The organism is Auritidibacter sp. NML120636 (assembly GCF_003185945.1).
GTDB classification, from domain to species: domain Bacteria; phylum Actinomycetota; class Actinomycetes; order Actinomycetales; family Micrococcaceae; genus Auritidibacter; species Auritidibacter ignavus.
The window spans coordinates 144,335-161,183 of sequence record NZ_QHLO01000004.1 but is presented as its reverse complement, the minus strand read 5'-3'; the positions used below and the strand labels follow the sequence as shown (position 1 = coordinate 161,183).

Genomic DNA, 16,849 nt, shown 5'->3' with positions numbered 1-16,849 from the left:
ATTAGCCGAAGTTCGGCTCCCGCTTTTCCATCATGGCCTGCGCTCCCTCGATGAAGTCGGGGGAGCGCATGGCTGTTGCCTGCACGGCAATTTCATCGTCCAGGTGGGCGTCCAACCCCACCCCGGTATCTACCGATGCCACCAACAACCGCTTGGTCTGCTCCAAGGAATACCGCGATTTCTTCACCAGGATTTGAGCCAGCTGTTGTGCCCGGAACTGGGGGTCATCCACCAGTTCGGTGACCAGACCCCATTGGGCAGCATCGGCACCGGTAAACCACTCGCCACTCAATAAGATCTGTGCTGCCCGGGTGGGTCCCACCAGTCGTGGCAAGAACCACGAGAGCCCCAGATCTCCCCCGGAGAGACCCAGGTCCCCAAATGGTGCCCGGAACCTGGTCTGTGCGGTGGTGATTCGGAAATCACAGGCTCCAATCAGCGAAATTGCCCCACCGATCACCAGTCCGTTCACCGCAGCAATCACCGGCTGACGGGCGGCCCGGATCTCCACCGGAGTTTGATAAATCGCCCGCACCTGATCATCGTTGATCTGTGGTTCACCGTCATCAGAAAACGGCAGGGCCTTCAGGTTCAACCCGGAAGAAAAGGCATCGCCGGCTCCCTGAATGATGATCACCCGTACCTGTTCGTTGGTGCGTAGCTCGCGCACCGCCGCGGCGAAATCTGCAAAATCCTGCGGGCTAAGTGCATTCAACCGTTCCGGAGCATTCAGCGTAACGGTGCCGATGTTGCTGTCAATACTGGTCTCAATCATGTGCTTTATCCTAGTGATCCTTCGAACAACCGACCATGGTGGTCATAGATACCTGACGTCATGAATGAGCGTCATCTGTAATTCGGCTCACATGACATACTAAGCTGAGTGAGTCAGATCACCCTTTAATATGAGACTTAACACAACATAAGGAGTATCAATGACTGAACCAGTGGTCACCGGTTACCCCGCCACCATGATGAACGACTACCAGCTCAGCCTCACCACACTGCTGCGCCACGCTTGTCGCAGCTATGGTGATACCCCGGTGGTCTACCGCACGGCCGATGGCGGCTGGGATCGCACCACCTACGCGGCGGAATACACCCGCATCGTGAAGATTTCCTACGCTCTGCGCAAGCTAGGTGTCCGCGTGGGAGACCGGGTCGGCGTGATCGACTGGAACAACCTGCGACACTTCGAAATGTACTGGGCCCTACCGGCCCTGGGTGCCGTCCACGTTCAGATCAACCTGCGTCTTCCCGCCGAAGACATGCTCTACGTGCTGGACAACGCCGGGATGAAAGTTGTGTGTGTCGACGAAACCCTACTCCCGGTCGCCGAGGCGATTGCCCCGCAGGCCACCGGTGTGCAGACCTGGGTGATCATGACCGACAAACCCGCCGACCAGGTCCAGACCAGCCTGGAGAACGCTGTGTTCTACGAGGATATTCTGGCTGAAGCCCCGGTGGAAGAACACTGGCCGAATATGGACGAGAACTCGGCCTGTACCGCCTGCTACACCACCGGTACCACCGGTCGCCCCAAAGGCATCTTCTACTCCCACCGTTCCCAGGTGTTGCACACCTACGGTGTGGCCCAGGTGCTAGGAATCACCTCCGATGACTGCGTGATGCCCATTACCCCGATGTTCCACGTCTCCAGCTGGGGCTTTGTCTATATGGCGGTGCTGTCTGGAGCGAAACTCGTACTCCCGGGCCGGTATGCCATGGAAGAAACCCCGGAACTGGTGCGGGTGATCGTCGAGGAAAACGTCTCGGTCACCAACGGCGCCCCGGCTATCTTCTCCCCGATGCTGGAGGAGATCAAGAAAATGGATCCCGCCCCGGATTTGTCCCGGTTGCGCATGATTTCTGGCTCTTCCGAGCCGCCGCTGTCCATGATGCACGGATTTATCGAGCTGACCGGTGCCGAAGTCATCCACGGCTACGGTGCCTCCGAAACCTCCCCGGTGGTCGCCGTCAACCGTCTGAAAGGTACCCTGAAGGAAAAGCTGAGCGACGACGACAAGTTGCAACTGATGCGCAAACAAGGCCTGTTGCTTTCCGGCATCGACTTTGCCCTCTTTGACGGGGTCGGCTTCGAGGTCCCCTGGGACGGTACCTCGGCCGGCGAGATCTGCATGAAGGGCCCCTGGATCACCGGGACCTACCACAAGATGGCCGAAGAAGATTTGGCCGCCCGTTTCGTCAACGGCTACTGGCGCTCCGGCGACGTGGGCACCATCGACGAGAACGGCTACCTGAAAATCACCGACCGCATTAAAGACGTGATCAAATCCGGTGGCGAGTGGATCTCCTCGATCGATATGGAAAATGCGCTCACCGCTCACCCGAAGATCGCCCAAGCTGCCGTGGTCGGGTTGGAACACCCCAAATGGGAAGAGCGCCCCTTCGTGCTGGTGGTGGCTCGCGACGGTGAAGAGATCACCTTGGACGAAATTCACGAGCACCTGCTCCAGGACTTCGCCAAGTGGCAGTTGCCGGACTCCTTCCAGGTTGTTGATCACATCCCCGCCACCTCGGTCGGCAAGATCGACAAGAAGAAGATCCGCGCCGAGTACTCCGATACCTACCTGGCGTGACCTGGTCTCACCAGGGTTGATCTGCGCAAACCTAACCTCGCGGCTTGCCCGCTGTCGGTGGTGTGTGATCCCCCAGCTGCTGAAGCACCTGCCGGAGCGTATGCGCTACCGACAGCGCGGTCGTGATGGAGGTCTGCGGATTTTCCGGGCTCGGAGCCGACTCGAACGTGAACTGAAACCGCCCGGCGGCACCGGTGGCGATGATTTCATGCCGGGCATCGGTCAAACGTGGATCGGCCACCAGATTCAGCTCCACCCGATCCAGCGATTGTTGCATCAACCGCACGTTATCCTCCGGCGACGTGCCCAACCCGCGGGTGGCCCATGCCAACGCCACGCCCACATTCGTATTCCCCGGAAACGACTCTATTGCGCCTCGGGGGGAACCCGAAAACACCGTCAACGGTTCGTCATCGTCCCCCAAATGTGCCAGCCGATCCTGTTGCTGGTCATCCATCCAGGGCTGAATCAAGCTTGCCGGCGGTTTCGATGTGGTAATTCCCACCCGGTCCAGCCCATCGGCCTCGGCCAGTGACGACAACATATCCAGCCCGCCGATCGCACCGTGGGTCACCCACAACCGTCCCGGACCCGATAACAGCTGGGTGGCAATCTCTTCATCGACCAACGCACCCACACTGGTCAGCACCGCATCTTTACCGGCCGCAATCACCCCCGGTCCGTAGGTAGTGGCCGGTTCAACTCCGGCGGCCTCCACAATGATCTCGGCACTGTCCACCGCTGTTTCTAGACCCGGAGTATCAATCTGGACCAATTGCACGCCATCGGGTGCCGGACTGTCTTCATAGCGCGACAGATCCCGCACCGCCGCGGTGAGTCGGATTCGGTCCTTATCCAGTTCCGGGCGCAACAACCGTGCTAAATGGCGACCCACCGCACCAAAACCCAGAAAGACCACGTGGGTTGACGTTTCTGCAGGCATTTTTTCAGTCTAATCTCGTAGACTGACTCAGGCCATGCCCGGCTGGCAGACAACTCCCGCAGAAACAGTCCAGCGACCGTAGAGAACAGGACACCGTCCCGATGTCATCAGCCCCCGATGAGGCCACCGACCAGCAGACCGCGCCCTCCGGGCCCAGTTACCGCAAGACCTCCGTGCTCGGTAACGCCGTGCGCGGTGCGATGATGGGCACCGTCGAAACTGTCCCCGGCGTCTCCGCCGGTACCGTGGCCCTGGTGGTCGGCATCTACGACCAGATCATCGATTCCGCCTCGCATCTGATCACCGCCGTCCGCAAACTCATCACCGGCCCCGACCGAGCTGCTGCCTTCCGCTCCGAGATGGCAGCCGTGCATTGGAAAGTCGTCATTCCCGCCGTCATCGGCATGCTCGTGGCGGTATTGTTGATCGCCGGCCCCATGGTGAATCTGCTGGAAAACTACCCCGAACAAATGCGCGGACTGTTCTTCGGCATGGTGCTGGCCTCGATCGCCGTGCCCTTCCTGATGTTGCTCGATGGCTTCCGCTACCGTCGCCAACTGCTACGCTGGGCTGGCAAAGACCCCTCCCGCCAGCGCCTGCGCTACTACCACATCCTCGCCGCGATCCTCGGCCTGATCGCCGCCTTCTGGCTGGTGTCCCTGCCCCAAGCCGACCTGGAGCCCACCCCCTGGATCATCATTCTCGCCGCCGCCGTCGCGATTTCGGCCCTCGTCTTACCCGGACTGTCGGGCTCATTCATCCTGCTGACCTTCGGACTCTACGAGCCCACCCTGCGCGCCGTCGACGAACGCGACCTGGGCTATCTGGGAATCTTCCTGACCGGCCTGATCCTCGGCGGTATCGTGATCGTCAAAGCCCTGAAATGGTTGCTCGACCACTACCACGCACTCACCCTGGCGGTGTTGACCGGCGTGATGGCTGGCGCCCTGCGGAGCCTGTGGCCCTGGCAAGACGAAGCCGGATCACTACTCGGCCCCGATCCCAACACGCTGATGCCCGTCATCCTCTTGATGCTGGCCGGTGTTGCCATCGTGGTGATCTTGATCATCGTCGACCGCCGAATGGCTCGTCGCGCCCAAGACAGCTAACGTCCGACCCATGCGCTCCGACCCCTGAGCTGACGATCGCTGCCTCCACAGCACGCCCCCACAGCCCTCTGGTTGTCCACAGTTGGATCGGGCCGACTGCCCCCGAATTCAGTGGCCCACTACGTTGGAGGGCATGACCATCCTGACTGATGCCGCCACCACCGCCACCCAACTGGCTCAGGCCCGCGAGCAATTCATGGCCGAATTCGTCGCGATGTGCGCCGATACCCCACTCGCTGCACAACCCGCCCCCGTGGCTACAGAAGCTGGCATGGTCGAGCTGCTCACCGAACTCGAACGTACCAAAAATGCGCTTACCGCTGCTGAAGTCCGGCTTACCTCCCGGCTTCATGACCAACGCCTCGCCCGCGAGAAAGCTGAAGGCGTCCCCGCCGACCGCCGTGGCGCCGGCCTCGCGGCCGAAATCGGCCTGGCCCGCCACCAGTCACCGACTCGAGGTCACCGTTTCCTGGATCTGGCGCGCACCCTGACGACCACCATGCCCCGGGCATTGGACACCCTGACCGAGGGCCACCTATCCGAACACTCCTTGCAACTGATCAGTCGCGAACTCTCCGGCCTCACCCCCGAGCACCAGCGGACCATCGATGCCGAACTGGCCGAGCACTACCCAACTCTCTCGGCGCAACGCCTGGCCCGCCAAGCTCGCGGCCACGCGCAACGACTCGATACTGATCGACAGGCTACTCAAGCCCGCGACGCCCGGCCGAAACGCTCCGTCACTCTCAAAGATGCCGGGCCCGGCATGTCCTATGTGCTCGGTTACCTCCCCACCGAAGAAGCCACTGCGATCAAGGCTAGTCTCACCAAGGCCGCCCGTCGGATGATCGCCGACGCCGACAACCCCGATCCGCGCACGTTGAAACAGCTCGAAGCCGACTTGCTCGTCGAATACGCCACCGGCCAACGCACTGCGCCGGCAGTCTCAGCCCACGTCGGCGTGTTAATCACCGCCGATGCACTGTTTGGTCACGGTGATTCCCCGGCCTGGATCTCCGGACAAGGCCCCCTGCCGGCCGACACCGCGCGAAAGTGGCTGAAAAACCCCGAGGCGAAGGCCTTCATCCGTCGTTTCTTTATCGACCCCGGCCACGGCGGCCTGATCGGCATGGAATCTTCCGGCCGATCCTTCACACCCGGGCTCAAAACCCTGATCTCCTCGCGCGATGATGTTTGCCGCACCCCGTTCTGCGACAACCCGATCCAAGAATTTGATCACGCCACCCGGTATGCGGACGGCGGAGCGACCTCCTGGGAGAACGGGCAGGGGCTCTGTGCCAGCTGCAACCAGAACAAAGAAAAAATCGGCTGGAACTACACCGCCGACGCCGACGGGGTACAGGTTGAAACCCCCACTGGCCAGAGATACCACACTCCCACCACTCCCGTGATCCCTGGACTGGTGGTCGGCAACGGTCCTCCGGCACCCAATGCCCCGAATCTCAACGCGTCGGATCCCGACGAGGACACGCTGCCCTGGGACGCCGATGATGACCCACCGGGTTTCTCCGACTTCGAAGGCCCACCCCCGTTCTAGGGGTCTGCACGTTTTCATGTGTGCGTGTGCAAATTAATTGTGGATAGCTCTAGTAGCGATTTCTCATGACCAGTACCGTGGAGTGATGTAGCTTACACAATCGTTTCGATGAAACTGGAGATGCGAACCGTGCCTAAATCATCACTTACACCGTCCACTGAACGTCGGCGACACCGTTTTGCCTCCGTGTTTTCGTGCAGTGGCTTGGTTTTGTTGGGGCTCGTCCTAGCTGGCTGTTCTTCCGACGATACTAACCACAATGCCTCAGCTCTGGATGCCACCGTACCGGACGAGGAGCATCAGACTGCAACTAGTCAAGATCCCTCTCCTACGGAATATATTCCCGCATCCGAGGACGGGCCGGCCCAAAATGTTCCGGTCCCGGAAAAACCGGAGGGTCTCAGTGACCCGACTGAGGAGGGTATGAAGGCCGCCGCCCTGTATTGGTGGGACGCCTACAACTACATGTCGGAGTCGGGTGACACTGCACTCCTGGAGGAAATCTCCACTGAGTCTTGTGAGTACTGTCAAGGTCAGATGGATTCGTTGATACGCCATTATGAGGAAGGAGCTTGGTCGGACAACTCTGGTACGGAACCAGAGATCTACAACGTTCTGCATTTTGATCCGGATTCTGGTCAAGGCGAAGTTGACGTTTCTGTTACTCAGCAGGAGAACCATACTTACGATTCAAACGGCGAAATTATTCCAGGCCGTGGCGTTGAGGATTATCAACGAACTGGTCACAAAATGGATCTGGCTTTTGATGAGTCCGAGGAGATATGGCAGATAGTCCAGATTTGGTACTACTCAGGTGGTGTAGCGGAATAATCTCATGAAGCGTTGTTTTCTTATAGTCCCGATTGTGACGTGTGCGGTCCTTTTGTTCACGAAGACCATGGCGTTCGCAGATGAGTCCTCGAGCATCGAATGGGGGACGAGTGCTTTGGCCGGAGAAGGAACTATTGAGGTGTCCGCCGAGCTGAACCAGCAGGGCAGCTCTTCTTCGACGCGTGCTCTCCCCTTAACAACAGCTCCGTCACACGACGCACCCTCGAGAGAAGTCTCTTCCGGTTCTAGCGCTGGTGGGGGCTCGAGCAGTGGGCCGTCTTCGAACAGTGGGGGATCTTCTGCGCATTCGTCTGAATACGCCCTTCGCCTTATCTGTTTCACGCACAAGCGGCTCGAGATACGGATTCCAGAATTTACTACGCCGAAGTGGTGTGACTCGTTGCTAAATCCCAGTACGCCTGTCTCGCAGCCTGCTCCAGTTGGTGGAGCGGGAGGAAATCAGCAGGTGGTCGTTCCTGACGTGACGATGTCAGAGGTAGCAACGATGGAGGTCGAACCGGGTCAGATTTCTACTGATCGTGGTGGGTTCGGGTTGATCCGGGCGCATACCAATTTCTTTGTCGATTCCACCGAGACTCAAGTGTTTGAGGAACAGATGTTTGGTCGTTCGGTTCGCGTTGAAATGGAACCGTTCCGGTATGAATGGGATTACGGTGACGGGACCAGCCGGACAACTTCTGTGGGTGGTTACGCCACGGAGGTGTTTAATGACGAAACCCCGACCTCTCACGTTTACGATGACACCGGCCAGTTCCAGGTCAATCTCACGACTCACTATCGGGGAACCTACCAGGTGGAGGGGATGGCCAGTCGCCCTATCCCCGGGACTTTGGCCCTGGACGCTGATCCGGTCACTGCCGACATCTGGCGTGCCGAGACCCGCAACGTGTCCGGCCCGTGCGATGAAGCTCGAACGAACTGGGGTTGTTGAGTCTGCTCAAGAAGCCTCATGGGCGCGGTTCTATACTGGGCGGGTGGACACGACTCAAGAACAACCCGTCATCACTGTCAGTGCTGTGGTCTTGCGCGATGATCAGGATCGCGTTTGCCATGTGCGCAAAGTGGGGACTCAGGCATTTATGTACCCGGGCGGTAAGCCCGAACACGGAGAAAGCGCTACCGAGACCGCCGTGCGGGAAGCCCGCGAAGAGTTGGGTCTTCAATTACGGGTCGAGGACCTGCACGATTGGGGTACATTCACCAGTGTTGCAGCCAACGAACCGAATACGGTGTTACGTTCGCGAGTCTTTACCGTCGACTACCAGATCTGGCAGGACCAGGACCTGCAACCCCACGCGGAAATCGAAGAGCTACGCTGGATCCCTATCGACGGTGACGATCCAGGGCTTCCTCAAGGAACCTTTCTCGCGGACCTCGCCACAGAGATTCGAACCCGAATGCAACAGTCCGCTATCGGCTACCTCACTGAGACTTCTCGAGCCCAGTTGGGGAGGGCCGAGCCTATTTATAGGCCGGAATCCCGGTGAGCTGGTGGCCAATAATCAGCGTGTGTACTTCGTCGGTTCCCTCGTAGGTGCGAACCGATTCGAGATTATTGGCATGACGAAGCGGTGAGTAGTCGCCGGTAATGCCGTTGCCACCCAGAATGGTGCGACACTCACGGGCGATGTTGATCGCGCTACGGCAATTATCCATCTTCGCCACCGAGATCTGATGGTTCTCTAGGGTGCCGGCGTCTTTGGCTCGACCCAGTTGCAGGGCCAGCAACTGCCCTTTGACCAGATCGACGGTGAGATCGGCCAGTTTCTTCTGGGTGAGCTGGAACGAGGTCAGCGGGCGGCCAAACTGCAATCGTTCGGAGGCATAGTTTAATGCCACCTCCAGGCAGTCGCGCGCGGCCCCCATCGCGCCCCATGCAATGCCGTAGCGGGCTTCATTCAGGCAACTAAAGGGACCGCGCAAGCCGGGATTCTTGGGCAATATCGCATCGGCGGGCAGGGTGGCATTGTTCAGGTGGATCTCGCACTGCAACGAGGCGCGCATCGACAACTTTTGCTCGATCGGGATGGCCGTGAAGCCTTCGGTATCGGTGGGTACGATAAACCCGCGCACGACCTGGGCATCATCGGGCTTGTCGTAGTCCTCAGGAACCGCGCCGACCGTGCGTGCATCGGCCACCGAGGTTTTAGCCCAGACGATGCCCACCTGGGCGATGGAGGCCAAACCGATCCAGCGCTTGGCGCCGTTAAGCACCCACTGTCCGTCAACGAGTGTGGCCTGGGTGGTCATACTGGCTGGATCGGATCCGGCAGTGGGTTCGGTGAGACCGAAGAAACCCAGCGCTGCACCGCTTGCCATCTTGGGCAACCAATATTCTTTTTGTTGTTCGGAACCATTCTTAGAGATCGCCGACATCGCCAGGGATCCCTGAACCGAGACCACGGTGCGCAACCCCGAGTCGCCAGCTTCCATTTCCTGCATCGCCAGACCGTACTCCACCGCGGAACGCCCCGCGCAACCGTAGCCCTTCAAATGCATGCCGAATAGGCCCAGCTCCGCCATTTCGGGGATCAGTTCGATCGGCAAATGGGCTTGATCAAACCACATGGCGATCTGCGGACGCACCCGGCGATCCACAAACTCCGCGACTCGGTCACGGACCTCGAGTTCTTCAGTGCTCAGTAACAACTCGATGTTCATCAGGTCAGTGGGATGCTTGGGCATGAGCGCTCTTCCTCTTTTCACGACGGCCTCAGCTGGCAAGACAATGTATTCCACATCATAGTGACCCACACCCCACGGTGGGGGTTATAGCGAGGGGTTAATGCTTCTATACGCAGATGCGGGCCGATTATTGCGTGCCGGGAATTGCTCAACTGAGACTATGGGATGGCGCTGTTGGACAGCCGGGGTGATCAGTAGCGTAAGAGCCCAACGCATCTTCCACTGTGATCGTCGCCACCGGTAGGCTAAGCGGGAGATGTATCATCACCCATCGGCTCTTGCCGGCCAGCACCAGTTGGCACTGGTCAGCACCGATCAGAACTGATCAGAGTCGAGGAGAAACGACCGAAGCAGAACGAGGAGATAGTGCTCTGATGGTTGACGACCTGCTACAAAACATCCGTCGCATTGCCGTGATCGGGTCCGGGACCATGGGGTCGCAGATCTCGATGGCGTGCGCCCTGGCCGGATTCGAGACCACTGTGGTGGATATTGTGGATGAGGCCCTGGAGAAAGCTGAAGCGTCTTTGCGCTCGCGGATGGAACGCGACGTGTCCAAGGGCCGTCGCCAGCAGGCTGATGTTGATGCGGCGTTTGACCGGTTGAGCTTCTCGACGGATTCCGATCAGGTGGTCTCGGGCGCCGATGTGGTAATTGAAGCAGCCACCGAGAACCTGGAGATCAAGCGCAAACTGTTCGCCGGTTTTGATCAAGCGGCGCCGGAGCACACGATTCTGGCGACCAACTCCTCCACGATCGTCTCGTCTCAGGTTGCTGATGCCACCAACCGGGCCGATAAGGTGTGCAATTTCCACTTCTTCAACCCGGCGCTGGTGATGAAGGCCGTGGAAATTGTGCCCAACGACCAGACCTCCACCTACACCATCGACGTGATGTGCGCTGTGGCGCAGCGACTGGGCAAGCACGTGGTGCAACTGCACCGTGAGATCCCCGGGTTCGTGGCCAACCGGCTCATGAATGCCCTGCGCGATGAGGCGCTGAATCTTTACCAGGCCGGTATTGCCAGCTATGAAGACATCGATGTGGCCGCCCGGGATGCTCTGGGCCACCCGATGGGGCCATTCGAGCTGATGGATCTGGTGGGGATCGATGTTTCCTACTTCATCGATATGGCCGAATACGACCAAACCGGGCAGGACGCAGCGCTACCGCACCCGGTGCTGAAAGAAAAATACGAAACCGGTGACTACGGCCGGAAAACCGGTCGTGGTTGGTACAACTACGAGAACTAACAGCCCCGGCACGGGCATCCAGAAGGAGTTTAGCCATGATGGAATCACCGACCGATCAGCTGATCACTGAGCGCCGCGATCAGGTGCTGATCATTACCCTGAACCGGCCCAAGGCGAAAAATGCCGCGACCAATGAAATGTCGGAAGCCATGGTGGCGATCCTGGACGATTTTGATCGGGACGACTCTTTGGCGGTAGCGATCCTGACTGGCGCCGAACAGACCTTTTGTGCCGGAATGGATCTGAAGGCCTTCGCGGAAAAGGGCGAGCGCCCGTTTGTGGAAGGTAAAGGGTTTTTGGGGATCGCCGAGAACTTCGTGTCCAAACCGGTGATTGCCGCGGTGGAAGGATACGCGCTGGCTGGTGGCTTTGAGACCATGCTGGCCTGTGACCTGGTGGTGGCCTCCGAAACCGCGACGTTCGGACTCCCCGAGGTCAAGCGCGGGTTAATCGCTGCCGGGGGTGGTGTGGTGCGACTGCCGCGGCGCACACACCGGGCCGTGGCGTTGCACATGGTGCTGACCGGTGATCTTTTCCCCGCTGAGTTTGTGTACCGGCACGGACTAGTCAACGAGCTGGTGCCGGAAGGCACGGCGTTGGACGCCGCCCTAGAGATGGCCCAGAAGATCGCGGCCAATGGCCCGCTGGCAGTGCGGGTGTCCAAACAGGTGGTGGTGGAATCTGCCTCCTGGACGGAGGATGAGATGATGCAGCGTCAGCGGGTGCTCACTGAACCGGTCGGGGAGTCCGAGGACGCACTGGAGGGATCCCGTGCTTTTGCGGAGAAACGTGCTCCGCAGTGGAAAGGACGGTAACGCCCAAAACGAGCCGGTACACCTGGCAGCAGGTGCACCGGCTCGCTGGTTTTGATCAGTGGTGGCTGTTGTGGCTGACTGAGCTGTGGTCTGATTTGATCTGAGCGAGTGCGGGGATTAGAGGTGCTCCAGACCGTAGGCCAGCACGGCAGGGCCGAGCTCACCGACCTTGTCGAATCCTTCACCCACGGTCTTGCCCTGCAGGTAGCGGTAGTGGATGCCCTCCATGATCACCGCTAACTTGAAGGCACCCAGGCCCAGGTAGAAATCAATCTGGTCCAGGTCCCGCTGGGAGCGCTCCGCGTAGCGTTGCAGAAGCTCGTCCTGGCTGATGAAGCCCGGGGCCAGGGCAACATCGGACACCGATTCGGCGGCGTGGCCACCCCGGGTGGCCAAGGCGTTGTACACCACGGTCAGAGCCAGATCTGCTAGCGGGTCGCCCAGGGTCGCCATCTCCCAGTCGAGCACCGCCAGGACTTCGTCCTGCTGGTCGGTGCCGGTGGCGCCAATTAGCGTGTTGTCGAGCCGGAAGTCGCCGTGGACAATGCTGACCTCGGAGTGCTCCGGGATCTGGGACTCTAGCCGGCGGTGTAGCTGCTCAAACTCGGGGATATCCCGCGACAGGGAGGCATCCAGCTGTTTCTTCCACCGGGACACCTGGCGCTGCAGGTAGTTGGCAGGTTTACCGAAGTCCTGTAGCCCCACCTCGGCCGGATCGATGGCATGCAGATCGACCAGCGTGTCCAGGATCCGCTCCGAAATTTTGCGGGTCCGCTCTGCTCCGATCGGTTCCAGCTGGCGGGCATACCGGTAGGTGGTGCCCTCGATGAAATCCATCAGGTAGAACGGGGCGCCCAGCACCTCGGTGTCCTCACACAGCGTGACCGCATTGGGGACCGGGAAACTGGTCGGGGTCAGTGCGGAGATCACCCGATACTCACGCGACATATCGTGAGCGGTGGCCAGCACGTGACCAATGGGAGGTCGGCGTAGCGCCCAGGTGCTGCGCCCATCAGTGACCCGGTAGGTGATATTGGACTTACCACCGGTAATCAGATCGGCAGACAGTTGCCCTTCGGGGTCAACGAGTCCCGGGTGGTGATCATCCAGGTAGGTACGAACCGCGGCTAAGCTCAGCCCGGGCAGGTCCTCACCCGGCGCCGCGTGGCCTGTGGAGTTGTCAGGCTCGCTCATGATCTATCGTCTCCTCTTGCTGTTCTTCCCTGTTCCGCACCGTGCGCTGTGGCAGGCTTGCTTAGGCAGAACCGCCGGCCACGGTGATGCCACCATCGACCACCAAGATTTCACCGGTGATCCACGAGGCGGCATCGGAGGCCAGGAAGGCCACCGCAGTGGCAATGTCTTCGGGAGTGCCCAGCCGCTTGGCCGGGTACTCAGCTGCCACGGTCTCTTCCCGGCCCTCGTACAGGGCCTTGGCGAAATTGGTCTTGACCACCGCGGGTGCGACGGCGTTGACCCGGATGTTCGGGCCGAGCTCGACAGCTAAGGTGCGGGTCAGGTGGGAAACGGCTGATTTGGACACGCCGTACAGGCCAATACCGGCCGAGGGGATAATCGAGGAGACAGAGGTCAGGTTCACGATCGAACCGTGGTCTTTGAAGCCCAGCTCGTCATCGGCGACGACTTCCTGAACCCAGGCCAAGGTGGAGATCACGTTGACCTCCAAAATCTTCTGGACGGCTTCCAGCTCGATCTCGGCCAGCGGGCCGTAGACCGGGTTGATCCCGGCGTTGTTGACCAGCACATCCAGGCGACCGAAATTGTCCTTGACCTGAGCGAGAACCTCGGGACGGTGCTCGGGATCGTGCGACTTCCCGGCGATCCCGATCGCGCGACCGGAGGAACCGGCCTTGCCGGCCAGTTCGTTGAGGTGCTCGGCGGCTTCCTGCAGGGGGCCTTCCTTCCGGGCGGTAATCACAACATTCGCCCCGCGAGCGATCAGCTCTTCAGCAATGCCCAGGCCGATCCCGCGAGAAGCGCCGGTGACCACGGCGGTCTTGCCGGCGAAGTCTTGTGGTTTGGCCTCAGCGTGCTGTTGCGATGATGCGGTGGTTTCGGTAGTCACGGTCCGGGACCCTCCAGTCGATAGTGGTATGCAGTGGGCGGTGGGAGAATGCTTCTCCCCTTATCACCCCTTTAGAGTAACCCGGGTCACAGAGGATTGGAAAGTAGCTCACCTAAAACGACACTGTTGGCCGATAAGTTACATGCGCCGGTTAAACCGGTGGCTGGGCCCGGGCAGGTGGTGCCATCTCGTCACCCGATGTGGCGATGAGAGCTGGACACCACCGGCCACGGACCCAGTGCTAGCGCTTGCGGTTACTCCATGGCCAGCCCCTGGACCGGCGGGGTCTTCACCGCCCGGCGGGCCGGGGCGATGGAGGCCAGCAGGCCGGCCAGGGCCGCTACTGCCAGGATGATCAGCATCTCCACCCACGGGACGGTGAGTCCCACCACCTCGGAAGAGGACTGGCTCAGCGTGTCATCGGCTAGTAGCGGCTGGAAGAGCGCTTGGGCCCCGGCCCAGCCGTAGAACACTCCGAGCACACAGCCGAGCACGGTGCCTACCGCTGCGATCAACATCGCCTCCCAGGCCAGCATCGAGCGGAGCCCCCCACGGGTCAGCCCCAACGCGCGCATCAGCGAGTTCTCTCGGGTGCGTTCCATGGTGGACAGCGAGAGCGTATTGGCGACGCCGACCAGCGCGATGATCACCGAGATGGCCAGCAAGGCGACCACGATCAGCAAGAGCATGTCGATCACCATCTGGTAGAGGGCCTTCTCGGCCGCGGGCGCAGTGACGTTGGCGGTCTCGTCCAGCTGGGTATTGATCGAGGTGAACAGTTCGGTGAGTTCGTTCATGCTCAGACCGTCGTCGACACTGAACCAGACCTGACCGCCAGGCGAGACCGGGGCGGCAGAGTCCGGGGAGTCTGGCAGGCTCTCGGCCGGCATGGGGCCACCCAACGCCTCGGCGGTGGCGGGCGAGACCAGCGGGTTCTGCAATGACGTCTCGGTTCGCTGCACCGTCAGCGTCAGCGTGGTGCCGTCGGCGCCGGTGACCTCCAGGGTCTGCGGGGTCGGATCGTGCCCCATGTCTTGCCCCTGTTGCTCGATCCATGACGGCAACAACACCGTGTGCTTTTCCTCGAGCATCTCGACGTCTTGATCCGGAATGCCGACCGCGGTCAGCGCGTCGGGCTGGGCGGACTGGACCTGTTGTAGCGTTCCACTGGAGTCCTCGTAGGTGCCGACAGTCTCGATCACGGCAGTGTTCTGCACGTGCTCGAATTGCTCGATATCTTCGGCGGTGGTGGCGGGATCGGCCAGCTCCGTGATGACGGCATCGACCGGGAAATTCGAGGTCAGTAGCTTGTCGGCTTGCGCCTGAGCGATGCGTCCACCGGTGAGCATCAGCGTGACCAGCGTGGTGCCCACCAGCAGTGCGGTGGCGGTCGAGGCGGTGCGGGACCGGTTGCGCACCGCATTCAGCTGGGCCATTCGGCCCGGGACCCCGCCCAGACCACGCAGGAGCGCGCCCACACCGTAGACCGCGCCCGGAACGAACAGCACCGCCAGCAACAATATGCCGATGAAGGAGATGACCCCACCCAGGATCGCCAGCAGTAACTGGCCGACCAGGGCGGTGCCGACCATCAGCGCCGAGCCGCCCACGAACAGTACCGCACCAATGATCAACCGGATGATGCCGGTCTTCTGCTGCACCCCGGTCGGCTCCATCGGACGCAGCGCGGCCAGCGGGGAGACCCGGGTGGCGCGCAGGGCCGGGGAGAAGGCGGCGACCACAGTGATCACCACACCGGCCACCAGCACCCAGAGCAGGTTCAGCTCTGCTCCGAAGGTCAGTTGCGGCATGTTGAGTAGCTGAGATCCCAACAAGACCAGCAAGGCCATCAAGCCTACCGCGAGCCCGAGGCCGATCACCGAGCCGATCAGGCCGATCGCGAAGGATTCCAGCAATACCGAGGAGCGGACTTGGCCGCGGGTGGCGCCCAAGACCCGTTGCAGGGCCAGTTGTTGGGAGCGCTGGGCGACCAGCACCTGGAAGGTATTGGCGATCACCAGCATCGTGACAAACAGGGCGACCACCGCAAAGGCCAAGAGCACGCCGACTAATTCGGCGGCCACGGGGGTTTCCTCGAGTTCAGCAGCGATGGTGTGCTCTGGGGTGTCGACCTGGATCGTGGTGGTGATGCGGTCGTCAGCGGTTTGACGCTCGGCCCACGACGTCAGCTCGGCCAGGGCCTGGTCCGTGGAGGCACCGTCGGCGAGCCGGATCAGCGTGTAGTCGGTGAAGACGGTGTCGGCCTGCTCGGCGGATTCGTCAGTAGCTGGTTGACCGGATCCGTCGCCGGTCTCGGGGTCCTGGCTGGGTACGGCGTTGAAGGCTTCGACCAGGTCCGTGGAGCCGATCGCCTGGTAGCCGTAGACCATCATCGGGTTGGTGGTGCTCGGCAAGGTACCGGTCAGGGTGGCGGTGACCGGGCCGTTGGGGCCCTCGAGCTCGAAGGTGTCGCCAATATCGAGACCGAGCTTTTCGGCCGCCTCAGCGTTCAGGGCAATCTCGCCGCTGCCGTCGTGGGCCGGCAGCTCGCCCCGAGTCGGTTCGGTAGCCACTAACGAGTGATCCCGCGGGGCCGGTTGTAACAGCAAGGGCGCCGCGTTGGGCTCAGTGTCGGTTCCGAGGGGAACATAGGTGGTGCTCGGCGAGTAGGCCTCGGCGACGGTATCGAGCTCTTCCAGCTCTCGCTGGGTGTCTGGATCGGCCAGCAATAAGGCCGCATCGGAATACGGGTCCGGGGACAACACCACATCGGAGGTCGAATAGGTCTCTCCGAGGGTGGCTTTCAGGGTCGCGGTTGAGGTGGATCCGACCAGGAGCGCTCCGGCGAGAAACATGGTGCCGATCACGATCGCGATCAGCACCGATACGTACCGGCGAGGGCTGTGGCGGATCTGGGAGAGGGCAATTTTCAGGGTCGGTGCCATCGT

General features: G+C 60.9%; 14 protein-coding genes. 8 read left to right on the top strand and 6 right to left on the bottom strand.

Features of this window, described 5'->3' with window-relative positions; all coding sequences use genetic code 11:
* Position 1: 1 nt before the first annotated feature.
* Entirely contained in the window at positions 2-775 is a 774-nt protein-coding gene (locus DCC25_RS05305) for an enoyl-CoA hydratase/isomerase family protein (protein WP_110100887.1), read from the bottom strand.
* Positions 776-935: 160 nt separating this feature from the next.
* Here DCC25_RS05305 and DCC25_RS05300 point away from each other — a divergent pair, with 160 nt between their 5' ends.
* Positions 936-2,600, top strand: coding sequence for a long-chain-fatty-acid--CoA ligase (locus tag DCC25_RS05300; protein ID WP_110100886.1), 1,665 nt, complete (start codon positions 936-938; stop codon positions 2,598-2,600).
* A gap of 31 nt (positions 2,601-2,631) precedes the next feature.
* On the opposite strand, the gene DCC25_RS05295 is transcribed toward DCC25_RS05300, so the two are convergent.
* Positions 2,632-3,543 (bottom strand): aspartate dehydrogenase domain-containing protein, encoded by a 912-nt coding sequence (locus DCC25_RS05295; protein ID WP_110100885.1) that lies wholly within the window; start codon positions 3,541-3,543, stop codon positions 2,632-2,634.
* 101 nt (positions 3,544-3,644) lie between these two features.
* Between DCC25_RS05295 and DCC25_RS05290 the strand changes: the two genes are divergently transcribed.
* From DCC25_RS05290 to DCC25_RS05270, 5 genes are all read left to right on the top strand, one after another.
* Positions 3,645-4,652, top strand: a complete 1,008-nt coding sequence (locus DCC25_RS05290; protein ID WP_110100884.1) for a DUF368 domain-containing protein — start codon at positions 3,645-3,647, stop codon at positions 4,650-4,652.
* 133 nt (positions 4,653-4,785) lie between these two features.
* A complete protein-coding gene (locus DCC25_RS05285) occupies positions 4,786-6,210 on the top strand; it encodes an HNH endonuclease (protein ID WP_110100883.1) in 1,425 nt (474 codons plus the stop codon).
* Between the two features lie 108 nt (positions 6,211-6,318).
* The gene (locus tag DCC25_RS11215; RefSeq protein ID WP_146206414.1) at positions 6,319-7,041 is read left to right on the top strand and encodes a DUF6318 family protein; all 723 of its coding nucleotides are present in this window, start codon (positions 6,319-6,321) and stop codon (positions 7,039-7,041) included.
* A gap of 505 nt (positions 7,042-7,546) precedes the next feature.
* Positions 7,547-7,993 carry a hypothetical protein gene (locus DCC25_RS05275; protein WP_110100882.1) on the top strand — a complete coding sequence of 149 codons (447 nt, stop codon included), beginning with the start codon at positions 7,547-7,549 and terminating at the stop codon, positions 7,991-7,993.
* A gap of 43 nt (positions 7,994-8,036) precedes the next feature.
* On the top strand, positions 8,037-8,549 hold the full coding sequence (locus DCC25_RS05270; RefSeq protein WP_233487912.1) for an NUDIX domain-containing protein: 513 nt from the start codon (positions 8,037-8,039) through the stop codon (positions 8,547-8,549).
* Here the strand turns inward: DCC25_RS05270 and DCC25_RS05265 are convergent.
* A complete protein-coding gene (locus DCC25_RS05265) occupies positions 8,524-9,747 on the bottom strand; it encodes an acyl-CoA dehydrogenase family protein (RefSeq protein ID WP_110100880.1) in 1,224 nt (407 codons plus the stop codon). The two genes, DCC25_RS05270 and DCC25_RS05265, sit on opposite strands and share 26 nt — an antisense overlap.
* 374 nt (positions 9,748-10,121) lie before the next feature.
* Between DCC25_RS05265 and DCC25_RS05260 the strand changes: the two genes are divergently transcribed.
* Entirely contained in the window at positions 10,122-11,000 is an 879-nt protein-coding gene (locus DCC25_RS05260) for a 3-hydroxyacyl-CoA dehydrogenase family protein (RefSeq protein WP_110100879.1), read from the top strand.
* Between the two features lie 35 nt (positions 11,001-11,035).
* Complete coding sequence (locus DCC25_RS05255; RefSeq protein ID WP_110100878.1) at positions 11,036-11,815, top strand: crotonase/enoyl-CoA hydratase family protein; 780 nt, start codon at positions 11,036-11,038, stop codon at positions 11,813-11,815.
* 117 nt (positions 11,816-11,932) lie between these two features.
* Here the strand turns inward: DCC25_RS05255 and DCC25_RS05250 are convergent, their stop codons facing one another.
* The 3 genes from DCC25_RS05250 to DCC25_RS05240 form a co-directional block, all read right to left on the bottom strand.
* Positions 11,933-13,009, bottom strand: coding sequence for a phosphotransferase family protein (locus DCC25_RS05250; RefSeq protein WP_110100877.1), 1,077 nt, complete (start codon positions 13,007-13,009; stop codon positions 11,933-11,935).
* 61 nt (positions 13,010-13,070) lie between these two features.
* Complete coding sequence (locus DCC25_RS05245) at positions 13,071-13,901, bottom strand: SDR family oxidoreductase (protein WP_110100876.1); 831 nt, start codon at positions 13,899-13,901, stop codon at positions 13,071-13,073.
* A 254-nt stretch (positions 13,902-14,155) separates the two neighbouring features.
* Positions 14,156-16,846, bottom strand: coding sequence for an ABC transporter permease (locus tag DCC25_RS05240; protein ID WP_110100875.1), 2,691 nt, complete (start codon positions 16,844-16,846; stop codon positions 14,156-14,158).
* Between the last annotated feature and the right edge of the window lie 3 nt (positions 16,847-16,849).

Coding starts and splice junctions, on each gene's coding strand:
- DCC25_RS05305 (WP_110100887.1), bottom strand. CDS start 775: ATGATTGAGACCAGTATTGACAGCAACATCGGCACCGTTACGCTGAAT.
- DCC25_RS05300 (WP_110100886.1), top strand. CDS start 936: ATGACTGAACCAGTGGTCACCGGTTACCCCGCCACCATGATGAACGAC.
- DCC25_RS05295 (WP_110100885.1), bottom strand. CDS start 3,543: ATGCCTGCAGAAACGTCAACCCACGTGGTCTTTCTGGGTTTTGGTGCG.
- DCC25_RS05290 (WP_110100884.1), top strand. CDS start 3,645: ATGTCATCAGCCCCCGATGAGGCCACCGACCAGCAGACCGCGCCCTCC.
- DCC25_RS05285 (WP_110100883.1), top strand. CDS start 4,786: ATGACCATCCTGACTGATGCCGCCACCACCGCCACCCAACTGGCTCAG.
- DCC25_RS11215 (WP_146206414.1), top strand. CDS start 6,319: ATGAAACTGGAGATGCGAACCGTGCCTAAATCATCACTTACACCGTCC.
- DCC25_RS05275 (WP_110100882.1), top strand. CDS start 7,547: ATGGAGGTCGAACCGGGTCAGATTTCTACTGATCGTGGTGGGTTCGGG.
- DCC25_RS05265 (WP_110100880.1), bottom strand. CDS start 9,747: ATGCCCAAGCATCCCACTGACCTGATGAACATCGAGTTGTTACTGAGC.
- DCC25_RS05260 (WP_110100879.1), top strand. CDS start 10,122: ATGGTTGACGACCTGCTACAAAACATCCGTCGCATTGCCGTGATCGGG.
- DCC25_RS05255 (WP_110100878.1), top strand. CDS start 11,036: ATGATGGAATCACCGACCGATCAGCTGATCACTGAGCGCCGCGATCAG.
- DCC25_RS05250 (WP_110100877.1), bottom strand. CDS start 13,009: ATGAGCGAGCCTGACAACTCCACAGGCCACGCGGCGCCGGGTGAGGAC.
- DCC25_RS05240 (WP_110100875.1), bottom strand. CDS start 16,846: ATGGCACCGACCCTGAAAATTGCCCTCTCCCAGATCCGCCACAGCCCT.